This is a genomic window from Arsukibacterium sp. (assembly GCF_041616895.1).
Classification (GTDB): Bacteria; Pseudomonadota; Gammaproteobacteria; order Enterobacterales; family Alteromonadaceae; genus Alishewanella.
Genome location: NZ_JBFJPY010000035.1, coordinates 1 through 15150, shown reverse-complemented (window position 1 = coordinate 15150; position 15150 = coordinate 1). Strand labels below are relative to the sequence as shown.

At 50.5% G+C, this 15150-nt stretch carries 16 protein-coding genes; 7 read left to right on the top strand and 9 right to left on the bottom strand.

Annotated features, from left to right (window positions below; genetic code table 11):
• Positions 1-7: 7 nt before the first annotated feature.
• On the bottom strand, positions 8-1093 hold the full coding sequence (gene hemH / locus ABY802_RS07970) for a ferrochelatase (RefSeq protein ID WP_372626517.1): 1086 nt from the start codon (positions 1091-1093) through the stop codon (positions 8-10).
• Positions 1094-1252: 159 nt separating this feature from the next.
• Between hemH and ABY802_RS07965 the strand changes: the two genes are divergently transcribed.
• On the top strand, positions 1253-1720 hold the full coding sequence (locus ABY802_RS07965; RefSeq protein ID WP_372626516.1) for a hypothetical protein: 468 nt from the start codon (positions 1253-1255) through the stop codon (positions 1718-1720).
• 4 nt (positions 1721-1724) lie between these two features.
• Complete coding sequence (locus ABY802_RS07960; protein WP_372626515.1) at positions 1725-2900, top strand: PQQ-dependent sugar dehydrogenase; 1176 nt, start codon at positions 1725-1727, stop codon at positions 2898-2900.
• A 10-nt stretch (positions 2901-2910) separates the two neighbouring features.
• Here ABY802_RS07960 and ABY802_RS07955 read toward each other — a convergent pair whose 3' ends face one another.
• The 8 genes from ABY802_RS07955 to ABY802_RS07920 all read right to left on the bottom strand — a co-directional run bounded on the left by ABY802_RS07955 (position 2911) and on the right by ABY802_RS07920 (position 10805).
• Entirely contained in the window at positions 2911-3390 is a 480-nt protein-coding gene (locus ABY802_RS07955; RefSeq protein ID WP_372626514.1) for a peptidylprolyl isomerase, read from the bottom strand.
• Between the two features lie 138 nt (positions 3391-3528).
• Positions 3529-4329, bottom strand: a complete 801-nt coding sequence (gene trpA, locus ABY802_RS07950) for a tryptophan synthase subunit alpha (RefSeq protein WP_372626513.1) — start codon at positions 4327-4329, stop codon at positions 3529-3531.
• The gene (gene trpB, locus ABY802_RS07945; protein WP_372626512.1) at positions 4330-5568 is read right to left on the bottom strand and encodes a tryptophan synthase subunit beta; all 1239 of its coding nucleotides are present in this window, start codon (positions 5566-5568) and stop codon (positions 4330-4332) included. It abuts the gene before it with no gap.
• Positions 5565-7073 (bottom strand): bifunctional indole-3-glycerol-phosphate synthase TrpC/phosphoribosylanthranilate isomerase TrpF, encoded by a 1509-nt coding sequence (gene trpCF, locus ABY802_RS07940; protein WP_372626511.1) that lies wholly within the window; start codon positions 7071-7073, stop codon positions 5565-5567. Before trpCF ends, trpB begins: the two co-directional genes overlap by 4 nt.
• Complete coding sequence (gene trpD, locus ABY802_RS07935) at positions 7066-8163, bottom strand: anthranilate phosphoribosyltransferase (protein WP_372626510.1); 1098 nt, start codon at positions 8161-8163, stop codon at positions 7066-7068. Before trpD ends, trpCF begins: the two co-directional genes overlap by 8 nt.
• Positions 8160-8753: an aminodeoxychorismate/anthranilate synthase component II gene (locus tag ABY802_RS07930; RefSeq protein ID WP_372626509.1), complete on the bottom strand. Its 594-nt coding sequence runs from the start codon at positions 8751-8753 to the stop codon at positions 8160-8162. The genes trpD and ABY802_RS07930 overlap by 4 nt, the downstream gene beginning before the upstream one ends.
• Before the next feature lie 24 nt (positions 8754-8777).
• Positions 8778-10364: an anthranilate synthase component 1 gene (locus ABY802_RS07925; RefSeq protein WP_372626508.1), complete on the bottom strand. Its 1587-nt coding sequence runs from the start codon at positions 10362-10364 to the stop codon at positions 8778-8780.
• Between the two features lie 261 nt (positions 10365-10625).
• A complete protein-coding gene (locus ABY802_RS07920; protein ID WP_290611470.1) occupies positions 10626-10805 on the bottom strand; it encodes a DUF6435 family protein in 180 nt (59 codons plus the stop codon).
• Positions 10806-10939: 134 nt separating this feature from the next.
• On the opposite strand from ABY802_RS07920, the gene ABY802_RS07915 reads away from it, so the two are divergent.
• The 5 genes from ABY802_RS07915 to rluB all read left to right on the top strand — a co-directional run bounded on the left by ABY802_RS07915 (position 10940) and on the right by rluB (position 14916).
• Entirely contained in the window at positions 10940-11776 is an 837-nt protein-coding gene (locus ABY802_RS07915) for a PHP domain-containing protein (protein WP_372626507.1), read from the top strand.
• Positions 11777-11903: 127 nt separating this feature from the next.
• On the top strand, positions 11904-12524 hold the full coding sequence (locus tag ABY802_RS07910; protein WP_372626506.1) for an L-threonylcarbamoyladenylate synthase: 621 nt from the start codon (positions 11904-11906) through the stop codon (positions 12522-12524).
• Positions 12525-12530: 6 nt separating this feature from the next.
• On the top strand, positions 12531-13352 hold the full coding sequence (locus tag ABY802_RS07905) for a ScpA family protein (protein ID WP_372626505.1): 822 nt from the start codon (positions 12531-12533) through the stop codon (positions 13350-13352).
• Positions 13352-13936, top strand: a complete 585-nt coding sequence (scpB, locus tag ABY802_RS07900) for an SMC-Scp complex subunit ScpB (protein WP_372626504.1) — start codon at positions 13352-13354, stop codon at positions 13934-13936. The genes ABY802_RS07905 and scpB overlap by 1 nt, the downstream gene beginning before the upstream one ends.
• Positions 13936-14916 (top strand): 23S rRNA pseudouridine(2605) synthase RluB, encoded by a 981-nt coding sequence (gene rluB, locus ABY802_RS07895; RefSeq protein WP_372626503.1) that lies wholly within the window; start codon positions 13936-13938, stop codon positions 14914-14916. Before scpB ends, rluB begins: the two co-directional genes overlap by 1 nt.
• Positions 14917-15150 lie beyond the last annotated feature (234 nt).

The following is a 15150-nucleotide window of genomic DNA, read 5'->3' as shown; positions in this document are numbered from 1 at the left end:
TATCCGTTTAGTCCCCATATTTTTCGTGACGGAGGGCATCCGCCCGCGTTGCCCGCTCTGGTTCGGCAGTTACCTGCCACCCTTGTAAATTTTGATTAATCAACTGGTAAAGTGCCGTAATATGCGCGGGCCGATCGTTTAACGCGCTGATGTACTGATATTGCTCGCCACCTGCTTCCATAAAGTATTCGTGGTTTTCTTCGCCAATCTCTTCAATGGTTTCCAGACAATCGGCAGCAAAGCCCGGGCAAAAAATCTGCACCGATTTAACACCCTGAGCAGGCAGGGCTTTTAAGGTTTCATCGGTGTAGGGTTTTAGCCATTCCTCACGGCCAAAACGTGACTGAAACGTGGTCATATAGTCATCTTTCGCCAGCCCCAGCGCCTCTGCTATTAAGCGGGAGGTTTTGTAACATTCGCAGTGGTAAGGGTCACCGTTTAATAAATAGCGCTTGGGAATGCCGTGGTAAGAGAACATTAATTTTTCGCTACGGCCATGCTCGTTCCAATGCTCTTTTATTCGCTCTGCACAAGCGGCAATAAAACCGGCATTGTCATGATAGTGCGAGATAAAGCGTAGGTCTGGCAGCCAGCGGCGCCGGGTGAAATCATGGGCTAGCTCATCGAAGGTAGAGCCCGACGTGGACGCTGAATACTGCGGATATAACGGTAATACCAGGATCTTGCGCACACCCGCGGCAAACATTTTGTCGAGCACCGAGCTAAATGAGGGGTTGCCATAACGCATGGCAAAATCGACCACGACATCTGTTCTGCCATCTTTCGCAAACTGGCTGGCAATCGCTTCAGCTTGTGCTCGGGTGTGGAACAGTAAAGGCGAGCCTTGCTCGGTAAAAACGGTGGCATAGGCTTTGGCTGAGCGCCGTGGCCTGATCCTTAAGATAACGCCGTTTAAAATAAGCCACCATAGCAGACGCGGAACTTCCACTACCCTCGGGTCGGATAAAAACTGCTTCAAATACCGCTTTAATGCCTTTGGTGTCGGCGCATCAGGTGTACCCAGATTGGTTAAAAGCACCCCAATCTTATCCGGGCTGCTGTGCTGGTAATTCGGGTTATTAATAAAAGCCATAATGGTCACTTTCAGATGCTGAAATAAAGAGTCTGGCGTTACGCAGCAGACAACCGATTGGTTTGGTTAGCGTGATTGATATGGTAGCAGTTTCGGATAATTAAAAGTATTGAAAAAACGTGCTATGGTACTGAATTAATGTCTCAACAGCGGCACACTATGAATATTTCGCAACCCACTTTTATTCGTAAAGTCCTGGCTTATATTATCGGATTAATTATTGCGGCTGCCCTTTGCAGTGTCGTGCAAAGCCAGTTTAATTTAATGGCGATAGCCTCCCTAGTTGAACAGGTATCGCTCAGCGACTGGCTGTATACCGTGTGGTTTGATTTGCAGTCGTTTGCACCGATAATGTTGGTTATTCTGGCTCCGGTGCTGTTGCTGTCATTAATTGCCTGTCGTTTACTGCGGCTTTTAATTACGATAAATGTGTTGTGGCTGGCTGTGATGATCACGGTCGTGGCGCTGCTGCTGGCATTAAGCTTAATCAATACCTTGGCACCAATGCCAACCTTAATTGCTGCCAGTCGCGGTGTTGCCGGTAGCCTGGCGTTGGCGTTATCTGCTGCTGCCGGCGCCGCCATATATGTCAGTTTAACGCGCAACAGTGAGGCCAAAAATGGATAAACTAATGAAAGGCCGTGTGCTGTTAGCCATGATGCTAGTAACCACAGTGCTATCGGCCCCTGTGCTATCGACAACGGCGCTGTCGACAACCGTGCAATCAGCAAAAGTGCAGGAGTTGCCTTATCAGGTAACTATCGTGGCTGAGGATCTGAATTACCCCTGGTCGCTGGCGTTTATGGCAGACGGCAGTTATTTAGTCACTGAACGTACCGGCAAATTAAAACACTTATCTGCAAAGGGAACCTTACTTGCAGAGGTAGCGCCGGCCTTACCGGGTTTATACGTCGCAGCACAAGGGGGGGTATTGGAAGTATTGCTGCCTGCTGCGTTTCATCAGAACCAACAGCTGCTACTCAGTTATGTCTGTGGTGACGATAAGGCCAATACGCTTTGCCTGGCATCAGCTCGCTGGCAACAGGGACAGTTAACCGATATTCAGCAGATTTTTAAGGCCAAACCCTATCGGCAGGGGGCGGCTCATTATGGCGGGCGCATGGTGCAGCTGCCTGACAACAGTATTTTATTGACCTTGGGCGATGGCTTTGATTATCGCGAGCAGGCGCAAAACCCTGCTAACCATTTGGGAAAAATAATCAGGCTGCAGTCAGATGGCAGTATTCCGGCTGACAACCCCTTTGTCGGCCAGGCCGGCTTTGCCAGTGAAATTTATAGTATGGGCCATCGCAACGTGCAGGGGATCGTCTGGGATAATGCAGCTAACAGGGTATACAGCCACGAGCATGGTCCACGCGGCGGCGATGAGTTGAATATTATCGAGCCGGGTAAAAACTATGGCTGGCCAGTGGCGACCCGTGGTATTGATTATACCGGCGCCAGAGTATCGCCGTTCCGGCAGTACCCGGGTATGCAGGAACCGATCTGGCACTGGAGCCCTTCGATTGCGCCAGCGGGCATGACGCTGTATCAAGGTAGCTTATTTGCTAATTGGCAGGGCGATCTGTTTGTAACCGCACTGGCAGGTAAAGCGTTGCATCATTTGCAAATAAAAGAGGGTAAGGTCGTTGCCGAGCAGAAATTACTGACTGAACGCAACCAGAGGTTGCGGGATGTTCGTACCGGGCCGGATGGCGCCTTGTATCTGTTAACCGACAGCGACAAAGGCCAGTTACTGCGCCTGAGCCCGCAACCTGAGCCTGCAACAAGCGCTCAGGTACAGTAAACAAGCTTTATCAGTGCTGATGGCCACCTTCGCCATGGGCATGGCCATGAGCGATTTCTTCTGCAGTGGCAGGGCGCACGTTTAATATTTCAACCTTAAAGGTCAGGGTTTTGCCGGCGAGCGGGTGGTTAACGTCAATTTGTGCTTTAAACATCCCAACTTTTACCACGGTAACCTGACGCTGACCTTCTTCGGTCTGGATCCAGGCTTTCATGCCGGGCTTCCACTTTTTAGCACCATGCAGGTATTTCACCTGAATGTCCTGAATCGCATTGGTTTGTACTTCGCCATAAGCGTCGGTCGGTGCCAGCGTCAGCTCCAGCGTGTCGCCTGCAGCCTTACCCTCTAAAGCGGCTTCTAACTTAGGCAACATTTGCTGCTGACCATGCATATAAAGTAAGGGAGCACTGCCTTTAGAGCTTTCCAGCTCGCCGGTTTCATCGCTTAAGGAATAGTGAAACTGGACCACGGCATTTTCGCTGATATTCATTGCGGTATTCTTTTAATTTAGTGGAGTGAGAACGGCATTATAACGACTTGGCAGCCAAAACCGAAGTGGCTGATAGAAATTCCCCGCTGCAGTGACCGGAATAACCACTGGCAGCGGGGGAGGGCGCGTTGCTAATGGCTAGCTGGCGGCTTTCATTTGCTCAATAAAGGTTTTCAGCTCGCTAAGCAGTTTATCGGGCTGCTCTAGATTTTGCTCCAGAATTTTCACAATGGCCGAGCCGCAAATAGCACCGGCAGCACCGCTTGCGATGGCATCGGTAACCTGAGCGGGGGTTGAAATACCAAAACCCAGCAACGGCGGCGCCGGATTATAGGCTTTAATCCGGGCAATTAACTCGGCCGTTGGCATCGCAGCCTTGGTTTCTGCACCGGTGACGCCGGCGCGGCTTAGTAAATAAGTATAACCGCGGCCATAAGAGGCAATAGCGCGCAGGTCATCGTCATCCACGTTTGGTGGCACGATGTAAATAGGGGCAATGTTATGGGCCATGGCTGCCTGGCGAAACATTTTACTTTCATGCAACGGCACATCGGCAATGAGTACCGAGTCGACCCCGGCAGCGGCTGCCTGGCTGTAAAAGGTATCTAAGCCTCTGGCCATCACCAGATTAGAATACAGCAGTAAGCCAATTGGGATATCGGCGTTGTATTCGCGGATTTTGCGGATAATCTCAAAGCTGATCCCCGGGGTAACGCCGGCTTTCATCGCCCGCAGATTGGCGTTCTGAATTGTCGGGCCATCTGCTATCGGATCGGAGAACGGAATACCCAGCTCCAGTGCATCGGCACCACCGTCAATTAACGTTTTGATGATCTCAAACGATAACTCCGGCCCAGGGTCGCCTACGGTTACGAAGGGCACAAAAGCGCCGCGCTGTTGCTCTGATAATCGGGCAAACATTTGTTGATAACGTTCCATTTAGTGCGCTCCCTTTTTGCTATTCGTGGCATCGTCTGCGGCAGCCTGCTCGGCGGCTTGTTCGGTCAGAATGCTATGCACATGGCTCAGGTCTTTATCGCCACGACCCGATAAATTAACCAACAACACCATGGGTTCAGTTGCCTCTTTGGCCATTTTAAGAGCATGTGCCAGTGCATGCGAGCTTTCGAGTGCCGGGATAATCCCTTCAGCCATGGCTAAATGCTGAAAAGCGGCGAGCGCTTCATCGTCATTTACTGCAACATACTCAGCGCGGCCAGTTTGTTGTAAATGGGTGTGCTGTGGGCCGACCGCCGGATAATCGAGACCAGCAGAGACTGAATAGGACTCTTCAATCTGACCATCACTGGTTTGCATAATGGCGGTAAATGCACCGTGTAAAATGCCGTAGCTACCGGTACTTAAAGCGGCACCGTGCTGGTGGGTATTAATGCCTTTGCCGCCCGGCTCCACGCCAATCAGCCTTACTCCGTCTTCTTTAATAAAGTCCGCAAAAATACCAATGGCGTTTGAGCCACCGCCAACACAGGCAATAACGGCATCAGGTAATTTACCTTCGGCTTTAAGAATTTGCTGTTTCGACTCTTCACCAATCATTTTCTGAAATTCCCGTACTATGGTCGGGAACGGGTGCGGGCCTGCGGCGGTACCCAGCATATAATGGCTGGTATCGTAGCTGGCTGACCAGTCGCGCATGGCTTCATTCACCGCATCTTTTAAGGTGCCGGAGCCGGCGGTAACCGGAATAACGGTGGCGCCCATCAGCTTCATCCGGAACACGTTTGGTTGCTGGCGTTCAATGTCCTTGGCACCCATGTAAATCCGGCACTTCAAGCCCAGTAACGCACAGGCTAAGGCAGTGGCAACGCCATGCTGGCCGGCGCCAGTTTCGGCAATAACTTCTTTTTTACCCATCCGCTTGGTCAGTAATGCCTGGCCCAGTACCTGGTTGGTTTTATGGGCGCCGCCGTGCAGTAAGTCTTCCCGTTTCATATAAATTTTCACCAAAGGGTTAGGTGATAAATTGCGACACAGGGTTAGTGGGGTCGGCCGGCCGGCATATTCTGTTAGCAGTTGCTGAAATTCAGCATCAAATGCCGGGTCTTGTAGCGCATCAACAAAGGCTTGTTCCAGTTGTTTTAGCGCAGGCACCAGCAGTTGCGGCACAAACATGCCACCATACTGGCCAAAGTAAGGGTTTAATTTTAGCTCGCTCATAATACTTCTCTCTGCGTTGTCTGCGTTGTCTGCTCAGCCTTCTTCGAGTGCTTAGTCTGCTCAGAAGAGGGGGCGTCCCGGTACTGGAACGCGCGTATCGCGGTAAAAGCCGCTTGTATTTTAATACTGTCCTTTATGCCAGGCGCACTTTCCAGGCCTGAATTCATATCTAAGCCGGCCACGGGCAGGGTAAGCGCCTCGCTGACATTGTCCGGTGTTAAGCCGCCGGCCAGCATTACCGGCAAATCCGTCAGTGTATCCAGTGGTTGGCGTAACAACTGCCAGTTAAATACCTGCCCGCTGCCACCATGGGATGCCGGGTGATAGGCATCCAGCAACAGCCGGTCGGCCAGTTTAGTGAATTCCGGCAAGGTATCAGCCACCCGGTATGCTTTCCAAATCTGGCAACCCGCAGGTAAGGCTGCGCGCAGTGCCGTAATGTCCTGATCTGTCTCACTGCCATGCAACTGCACGGCATGCAATTGCAGCGTTTTGGCCATTTGCGCAATGTCACTGACAGCGGCATCAACAAATACCCCGACAAAGTGAAGCGGCGCGGCCTTTATCAGCTCGCTGGCCAGTTCTAAATTAATGCAGCGCTTGGAAGCGGGCGCAAAAATAAGACCGCCATAGTAGGCGCCGGCGGCAAAAGCGGCTGTAACGTCTTCTGCCCGGGTTAAACCACATACTTTGTGCTCGCCGACAATAAGTTTACGGGCTGCTGAGGCTAAATCTGTTTCCGCCATCAGCGAGCTACCCACTAAGAACGCATCGGCAACCGGCTGTAAATAACGAACTTGCTGATTGTTATAAATACCCGACTCTGATACCACCGTAACCCCATCCGGGATCAGCTTTGCAAGCAGAAAACTGGTATTAAGGTCAGTGCTAAGGTCACGCAAGTTACGGTTATTTATGCCAATTAAATTAGCACCAAGCGCCACTGCACGGCGGGTTTCTGCTTCATTGCTTACTTCCGTCAGCACCGTCATATTCAGTTTGCTGGCAAGTTCAGCCAGTGGCCGGTAAGCCTCGTCACTTAATACCGATAACATTAGTAATACGGCATCGGCACCCTTTAGCCGCCCCAGATAAACCTGATAAGGGTCAATGATAAAGTCTTTATGTAGCAATGGTTTATCGCTAAGCTGGCGCATCTTCGCCAGATTTTGATAACTGCCCTGAAAAAAATGTTCATCAGTCAGTACCGAGATGCAATCGGCGTAAGTGTTATAGACCTGGCTAATGTCGGTTAAATCAAAATTCTGCCTGATTAAGCCTTTGGAAGGAGAGCCTTTTTTACACTCCAGAATAAACCGGCTGCCAGGCTGCTGAAGTGCCGCTAAAAAGCCGTTGCTGCTGGGTGTGACTTGCCCAATAAACTGCTCAAGCGGCGTTGCCTGCTTTAACAGCGCTACCTCTGCTTTTTTATGCTCAATAATTTTGGCCAGTACGCCGGTTAACTGTTCATCGCTTTGCTGTGTGCTGATAAGTTGCTCAGCCATGGCCTGATACCTCGTTATCCACGTTATTGTTACTGATAGCTTTAAATCGTTGCAAGGTGTGCATCGCCTTGCCACTGGCCAGGCATTCCAGTACCGCCAAGGTATTGGTTATCAAATTGTCGCCTCGCCCGGCAATTTTCAGCATGGCCGCGACATTCATTGCGACCGCCTCGTTATGAGCGCGTTGCCCGCTACCATTAAGAATGGCCAGAGTAGCCGCCGCATTCTCTGAGGGCATGCCACCTGCCAGGCTGCTTAAGGGGTGTTCAGTCAAACCAAAATCGGCAGGACTGAGCGTAAACTCGGTTATTTCGCCGTCTTTTAGCTGACAAACATTCGTTTTGCCATGCAGTGCTATTTCATCACAGCCGCTGCCATGCACCACCCATGCTGCTTTAGTGCCCAATTGCTGCAAGGCTTCTGCCATTACCCGGCACAGTGCCGGATCATACACCCCTAGCAGCTGAAAATCAGGTGCTGCCGGGTTAACCAGCGGGCCCAGCAAGTTAAACAGCGTACGGCTTTTTAACGCCTGGCGCACGGGCATCGCGTGTTTGATACCTGCATGGTACAAGGGCGCAAATAAAAAGCTGCAGTTGCTTTGCTTAAGCGTGTTGGCGGCCTGCGCTGGCGATTGTTGTATATTAATACCCAGTTGTTCCAGTAAATCAGCTGAGCCTGAGCTGGATGACACACTCCGATTGCCATGTTTAATCACCGGCAAGCCCATGCAGGCACCGACAATCGCTGCGGTTGTTGAAATATTAATGGTATTGCTGCCATCGCCACCGGTGCCGCAGCAGTCAATACTGCCGGCGACTTTACCTGGAAAAGGTTGGGCGGCCTGGCGCAGCGCTTTGGCCGCACCGGCGATTTCATCAGCAGTCTCACCACGCATTTTCAGGGCAACCAATAACGCCGTAAGCAACACCGGCGTTACTTCACCCGCTACTACCGCGCTAAAAAATTCAGTGCTCTGACGCTGGCTTAGCGGTTCGCCAGATAGTGCCTGTTGTACCAGCTTTAGCGACGTTGCCTGCTGACTTTCCTGGGTGTTTTGCTGCGCAAGAACCTGTTGTTGGCTACTCATGCGTCACTCCTTAATAAATAACCAATACTTTGTTGCAGTAGTGGCTTGCCCAACGTGGTCAGGATAGATTCCGGATGAAACTGAAAGCCCAGCATCCGCTGTTGTTCATGAATAATGGCCATGGGGATATGTCGGTCCATGCCGATGCAAGTTAAGGTATTGGGCAGCTCTGTTGCCATTAGGGAATGATAACGAGCTACTGAAAACGGATTGGGCAGGCCTGCAAAAACCGGATGTGCTGTAACACTAATACTGGCGGTTTTGCCATGGACGGTTTCGCCGGCACGGCCAACGATACCACCATAATGCTCGGTAATGGCCTGATGGCCGAGACAAATTCCCAATACCGGATAAATGCCCGCCACTTGCTTTAATAATGCAGGCATAGAGCCGGCATCTGAGGGCGCGCCAGGCCCGGGTGACAGTACCAGGATTACCGGACCGGTTTCCTGCTGCATTTTCTGAAAAATGTAGTCTGCAGGCACAGTATTGCGGTATAGCTTAATGGCATAGCCTAACTGGGCAAACTCATCAACCAGGTTGTAGGTAAAGGAGTCGATATTGTCGAGTAAATACAGGGTGGTTATCATGCTTTTCTGCTCCTTGCTCACCGGTTAATGTCCTGCTGCCATGATGGCGCTGATCACGGCTTGTGCTTTATTACGGGTTTCCTCAGTTTCCAGTTCGGCTACCGAATCAAATACCACGCCGGCGCCAGCCTGAATATAGGCTTTTTGATTGGCAACATAGGCCGAACGGATAACAATACAACTGTCGAAGTCACCATTGCCGGTTAAATAACCGACAGCGCCGCCATAACTGCCGCGCCGCTGCTGTTCTACCTGGCGGATAAGCTCTGCCGCTTTCACTTTTGGGGCGCCTACTAAGGTACCCATGTTCATGCAGGCCTGATAGGCATGCAAGGCATCCAGCTCTGGTTTAAGAGTGCCGATAACCCGGGAGACCAGATGCATCACATACGAGTAGCGATCCACTTTTAGCAGCTCTTTAACATAGCGACTGCCCGGCACACTGATCCGGGCCACATCATTGCGGGCTAAATCAACCAACATTAAATGTTCGGCTTTTTCTTTTTCGTCCTGACGCAGCTCCAGTTCAATGCGGCTGTCTAAATCACGGTCGATACTGCCATCCGCTTTAAAACCACGTCGGCGGGTACCGGCAATCGGGTATATTTCAACCTGGCGGTTGCTGGCGGTAAATTTCAGCGCAGACTCGGGAGATGCCCCAAATAACTGAAAAGCAGGGTCTTTTAAATAAAACATGTAAGGGCTGGGATTAAGCTGCTTTAATTTGGCATAGGCCGCCAACGGGTTGAGGCAGGGCAGGCTGAAACAGCGTGATGGCACCACCTGAAACACATCACCACTGACAATGTGCTCTTTAAGTGCTTCTACCTGCTGACTGAATTTCGCATCGCTGATATCAACCTGCAACTGGCTGTCATCGCCAGGCTTGCCTGCAGTTAATGGTTCGGCGGCCGCCAGGCGGTGCTTTAACTGCTCCAGTCGTTTGCCTATGACAAAATAGGTAGCCGGGGCATGTTCACCACAAAACACATTACCAATCAGCTGGCTTTGCTGGCGTTGATGGTCCAGCACCAACAGCGTTTCTGCCAGATAAAACAGATAATCAGGACACTGATTATTACCGTTGCCCACCTCTGGCAGCTGCTCAACATTGGCCACCATGTCATAGCCGATAACACCTGCCAGCATGATTGAAAAGTCTGGCTCATCGCCTGTGGTGGCATTATGGCTGGTCAGTTGGTGTTGTATTACCCTTAATACCGAAAACGGGTTAGGTTGAACGAGCCGGCTTACTTCATCCAGTAACGGGTCGGGTTGACTAAAATTCAGCGTTAATGTGGTTTGGTTTTGGCTTACTTTGGCAAAATTTGCCAGCTTGTCTGCCAGAAATGGCAATAAGGTAGCCCCGTTCTGGCTAAGTGCGGTCACATTCACCTGCATGCCATTACATTCAATGCGCAGCGCGGCATCAACCAGCATCAGGCTTTTCAGGTTGTCTTTACTGTCAATTTCTGCTGACTCAAGCAGCACCGCACCGTTGCTGTCGGTACTTAAGCTGGCAAAGCTGGCCAGGGCATCGCTCTGGTATGGCACCGGCATGGTAATACTGGCAACTTCGCCTTGCTGGTCGGTAATATGGCTAAAAATCATATCGTTAAGTCTCTTAAAATGAAAAAACCCGCTTCTTATCAGGAAACGGGCTTACGTAATTAAAGCGAATACAACGCCTACACACGCCCGCAGGGTATGTGCCACCACCAGTTAGTCAGGTTAAAGGCTGCTGTATTTGACATATAATTTAATCAACGGTTATTACAATAATATGGGCACATAAAACCGCGATTTTTGTTGCGGGTCAAGTGCTGTTTTGTTCTAAGCTAGAAATAAAAGCGTATAAGCGGCCAGAAGGCCCTATTTCGCGGCAGTTTGCTTTAGCTCAGTCAGCTGTTGCCAAATTTTTTCGCTCTGCTCGGTTAAATCAGCATACAAGCGCATATCACCATTGCGCTGGGCGTGCATGGCTTGTTCCAGTTTACTGTCGTAGGCTTTACGCAATTTTTTTTCAGGGTTGGGTTTTAAAAAGCCGAACATGCTCGTGCCTCGCGTTGGTTTGTATTGTTGAACAATACGCACGCTTCGCGGTTCTGGTTCAAACTGGGTTAACGGCTGATGCTTTGCCAAATGCCGGGCCTGTGCGACAATAGCGGCCTGAAACTGAGGTGCCGATGAAATTTGATTTACACAGCCATACCCATTGCTCTGACGGTGTATTGTCGCCAGCCGAACTGGTGCTGCGTGCGACAGAGCGGGGCGTGGATGCGCTAGCCATTACCGACCATGATACGGTAGCCGGATTAACGCCTGCCAGAGAAGCCATCAGCGAATACCAGTTGTCGCTGCAGCTGGTTAATGGGGTGGAGATATCCACCCGCTGGCAGCAGCTGGAAATACATATTGTTGGCCTGAATATAAACCCAGACTGCCCGTTGTTTTTAAGCCGGCTAGCATCGCAACAGCAAAGACGGCTGGAGCGGGCAGAGGAAATGGCCCGGCGCTTGGAAAAAAGCCAGATCCCGGATGTGATGCCCGCAGTATTGGCCCTTGCCAATGGTGCGGCGCTAACCCGTACACATTTTGCCCGCCATCTGGTTAATATTGGTAAAGCCAGCTCGATTAATAATGTATTTAAAAAGTATCTGGGTCGCGGCAAAACCGGTTATGTGCCAAGCAACTGGGTAGAGATGGCCGAAGCGGTGCAATGGATCCACGATGCCGGTGGCGTTGCGGTGCTGGCACATCCATTAAAGTACCAGCTGACAACAAAATGGGTAAAGCGGTTGGCTGAGCAGTTTGCCGCAGCGGGCGGTGATGCGATAGAAATTATTTCACCGCAGCAAACCCCGGTGCAAAAACGCGAGCTGTGGGCGTTATGTCAGTTACATGGTCTAACGGCGTCAGTAGGTTCAGATTTTCATCAGCAAACCAGCTGGAATGATCTTGGAAAAAACCTATATTTAACAGACGATGTTAAGCCGGTCTGGCACAACTGGTCTCTTAACTGAAAGAAAAGGTAATTGAGAGCAAAGGTAACTTAGCTTGCAAGGCACAGGTTGCGCTGGTGCCAGGTTTATCTTAGGTAATAATAAATTAAAGCTGCCAGGCAGTTTACTAACAACAGAAGAACAAATAATGAGCCAATTTTTTCATATTCACCCCGAAAATCCGCAACAGCGTTTGCTGAAACAAGCGGTGCAAATTATTAAGCAGGGCGGTGTGGTGGTTTACCCTACTGACAGCGGTTATGCGCTGGGTTGTCATGTTGGTGATAAAAGTGCCATGGACAAAATTACCCAGATCCGCCAGATCAGCGGTGATCATCACTTTACCCTGATGTGCCGTGATTTATCAGAGTTATCGGTGTATGCCAAAGTAGAGAATACCGCGTTTCGGCTGATTAAAAATAATACGCCAGGGGCCTATACCTTTATCCTTCGCGGCACCAAAGAAGTGCCACGACGCCTGTTAAACGACAAGAAAAAGACGATTGGCCTGCGGATCCCGGAAAATAAAATTGCTCAGGCATTACTTGAAGAGTTGGGTGAGCCCTTGTTATCAACCAGCTTAATTTTACCAGGCCAGCAATTCGCCGAAGCCGATCCGGACGATATGCGTGCTCAGTTAGAACGCCAGGTCGATTTAATTATGCACGGTGGGGTCATTGGTGAAGACCCGACTACGGTGGTCGATTTATCTGAAGAGGGCGCGACGGTGCTGCGTGAAGGCCGTGGTGATCCCACGCCATTTCAGTAAGCGCAAATGAGCACGCCACCTGGCATTTTAACCATTCAGCAGCCATTGCCGCTAGCCTTTGTGCGTGGCGAGGCGGTGCATCAGCGGCCGGATGATTTATATATTCCGCCCGATGCGCTGGAAGTGATGCTGGATGCGTTTGAAGGGCCATTAGATTTTTTACTGTATCTTATTCGTAAGCATAAATTTGATATTGTCGATTTACCGGTGAATGAAATTACCCTGCAATATATGGAATATATTGATTTAATGCAGGGGCTGAACTTCGAACTGGCTGCCGAATATCTGGTGATGGCGGCTATGTTAGCGGAAATAAAATCACGTTTATTGCTGCCAAAACATACCCAACACGAAGATGACGAACATGATCCACGGGCTGAGCTTATTCGCCGCTTGCAGGAGTATGAAATCTATAAACAGGCCGCCAGCGAGCTGGATAGTCTGCCCCGGGACGAACGTGATCACTTTACAGCAAAGGCGGCACTTGCTGATAATTTCAGCCCTTTGGTTATTTTGCCTGAGGTTGAACTGAGTGAACTGGTGATGGCGTTAAAAAGCATTATGCAGCGCGCCAAAGATTTTCAGCACCATCATATAAAACGCGAGCATTTATCAACCCGTGAACGCATGAGCCGTATTTTAGATTTGTTACAACAGCGCCAGGGTTATCTGGTGTTTGAAGACTGTTTTGAATACAACGAGGGGCGCGAGGGCGTGGTAGTGAGTTTTCTGGCGATACTGGAGCTGACCAAGGAAAAAATGGTAGAGCTTACTCAGGTTGAAGCGTATGGCCAGATCCATGTCAAACTTGCCAGGGAGCTAGGCTGATGGCCCAGAAAATTAATGATATTCAACTGCTGCAATTAATTGAGGCGGCTATTTTTGCCAGTGAACAGGCGTTAAGTGTGGCTGAGCTACAGGCATCGGTGTTGCAACGTTTTACTGTCAGCAAAAGCCGGATTGATGCTACAATTCGCCAATTACAGCACGACTATAGTGCCCGCGGCATTATGCTGCTGGAAACCGCTTCTGGTTTTCGCTTTCAGACCCGGCCTGAACTTAGTGATGATTTGGCCCAGCTGTGGCCCGAACGTTCCGCCCGCTATTCGCGGGCAGTGCTGGAAACGCTGGCACTTATTGCTTACAAGCAGCCTTTAACCCGGGGTGAAATTGAAGAAGTGCGGGGCGTGACGGTGAGTAGCCAGATTATGCGCACCTTACTCGATCGTGGCTGGGTAAAAGTGGTTGGGCATAAAGAGGTACCGGGCCGCCCCGGTCTATATGCGACTACCGCGTTATTTTTAGATTATTTTGGCTTAAAAAGCCTCAGCGATTTGCCGCCTTTGCCGGAATTTACCGAGCTGACGGCTGATCTTCTTCCCACCGTCGAGATGACTGGAGAGTTACACTAATGAGTGATAAAAACAGCAGCGAAAAACTGCAAAAAGTATTAGCCCGTGCTGGTGTAGGTTCGCGCCGTGAAATGGAAGAATGGATTAGCAAAGGCCGGGTGACGGTTGACGGTAAACCCGCTAGCCTGGGTGATCGGGTACTCACCACTCAAGCCGTGCGGGTTGACGGCCATCCGGTGCAACTGGCCAGTGAAGAGCAGCAAATTTGCCGGGTACTGGCGTACCATAAGCCGGAAGGCGAAATATGTTCGCGAACGGATCCGGAAGGTCGACCCACGGTATTTTCCCGCTTACCCACCATTAAAGGGGCACGCTGGATCGCCATTGGCCGGCTGGATATTAACACCTCAGGTTTATTGTTGTTTACCACCGACGGTGAGCTGGCCAATCGGTTAATGCATCCCAAATTTGAAGTAGAACGTGAATACGCGGTGCGGGTATTTGGCGATATTAACGATGCCATGATCCAGCGCCTGCGCACCGGCGTTGAGCTTGAAGACGGCAAAGCCAACTTTAAGAAAATTAAAGCGCTGCCCGGTGAAGGGATTAACCGCTGGTTCCATGTGGTGCTAACTGAAGGCCGTAACCGTGAAGTACGCCGGATGTGGGAGTCACAAGGGGCGGTAGTTAGCAGGCTGATCCGGGTAAGGTATGGTGATTTACTGTTGCCCAAGCATATACCAGCTGGCGGCTACGCCGAGTATCCGCTGGATGAAGTGAATTATCTGCGTAAGTTAGTTCATTTGGGCGCGGAAGAGCAAACTATGGTAAAAAGCGAAGACCGTACCGAACGGCGTCGTCGCTTAGCCAGTATGAAGCGGGCGGTGCGCAAACATCAAATTGCAGAAAAAACACCAGCCAAAAAAGCCGAACCAAAACCAAAACCTGCTGCCAAGCCTCAACGCGCGCCAGCGAGCAAAGGCAAATCACCCCAGCGCCAGCCTACCAACAAAAAACCAACCAGGCAGGGCCAAAGCTAAACATTGACCATCGCTTAACTTTACAACAAGGCGCCCTGGCGCCTTTTTTAGTTTGTCGGCTTTAGTAAAGTAACCGTTAACTTTTAATTACAAAACAGGGCTGAGGATTGAGCTACAGTGAGTCAACTGGTAGCGATAAAAGGAGTAGGGAATGACAGTCAGACGATTTCTTTTCGGGTGTTGCCTGACTGCCTGTGTAGTGTTGATGTCGGCCTGTGGCGGCAGCAATTCGCC

What these genes read in the sequence shown, in the direction of transcription:
- hemH (WP_372626517.1), bottom strand. Translation starts at nt 1,093, where the DNA reads ATGGCTTTTATTAATAACCCGAATTACCAGCACAGCAGCCCGGATAAG.
- ABY802_RS07965 (WP_372626516.1), top strand. Translation starts at nt 1,253, where the DNA reads ATGAATATTTCGCAACCCACTTTTATTCGTAAAGTCCTGGCTTATATT.
- ABY802_RS07960 (WP_372626515.1), top strand. Translation starts at nt 1,725, where the DNA reads ATGAAAGGCCGTGTGCTGTTAGCCATGATGCTAGTAACCACAGTGCTA.
- ABY802_RS07955 (WP_372626514.1), bottom strand. Translation starts at nt 3,390, where the DNA reads ATGAATATCAGCGAAAATGCCGTGGTCCAGTTTCACTATTCCTTAAGC.
- trpA (WP_372626513.1), bottom strand. Translation starts at nt 4,329, where the DNA reads ATGGAACGTTATCAACAAATGTTTGCCCGATTATCAGAGCAACAGCGC.
- trpB (WP_372626512.1), bottom strand. Translation starts at nt 5,568, where the DNA reads ATGAGCGAGCTAAAATTAAACCCTTACTTTGGCCAGTATGGTGGCATG.
- trpCF (WP_372626511.1), bottom strand. Translation starts at nt 7,073, where the DNA reads ATGGCTGAGCAACTTATCAGCACACAGCAAAGCGATGAACAGTTAACC.
- trpD (WP_372626510.1), bottom strand. Translation starts at nt 8,163, where the DNA reads ATGAGTAGCCAACAACAGGTTCTTGCGCAGCAAAACACCCAGGAAAGT.
- ABY802_RS07930 (WP_372626509.1), bottom strand. Translation starts at nt 8,753, where the DNA reads ATGATAACCACCCTGTATTTACTCGACAATATCGACTCCTTTACCTAC.
- ABY802_RS07925 (WP_372626508.1), bottom strand. Translation starts at nt 10,364, where the DNA reads ATGATTTTTAGCCATATTACCGACCAGCAAGGCGAAGTTGCCAGTATT.
- ABY802_RS07920 (WP_290611470.1), bottom strand. Translation starts at nt 10,805, where the DNA reads ATGTTCGGCTTTTTAAAACCCAACCCTGAAAAAAAATTGCGTAAAGCC.
- ABY802_RS07915 (WP_372626507.1), top strand. Translation starts at nt 10,940, where the DNA reads ATGAAATTTGATTTACACAGCCATACCCATTGCTCTGACGGTGTATTG.
- ABY802_RS07910 (WP_372626506.1), top strand. Translation starts at nt 11,904, where the DNA reads ATGAGCCAATTTTTTCATATTCACCCCGAAAATCCGCAACAGCGTTTG.
- ABY802_RS07905 (WP_372626505.1), top strand. Translation starts at nt 12,531, where the DNA reads ATGAGCACGCCACCTGGCATTTTAACCATTCAGCAGCCATTGCCGCTA.
- scpB (WP_372626504.1), top strand. Translation starts at nt 13,352, where the DNA reads ATGGCCCAGAAAATTAATGATATTCAACTGCTGCAATTAATTGAGGCG.
- rluB (WP_372626503.1), top strand. Translation starts at nt 13,936, where the DNA reads ATGAGTGATAAAAACAGCAGCGAAAAACTGCAAAAAGTATTAGCCCGT.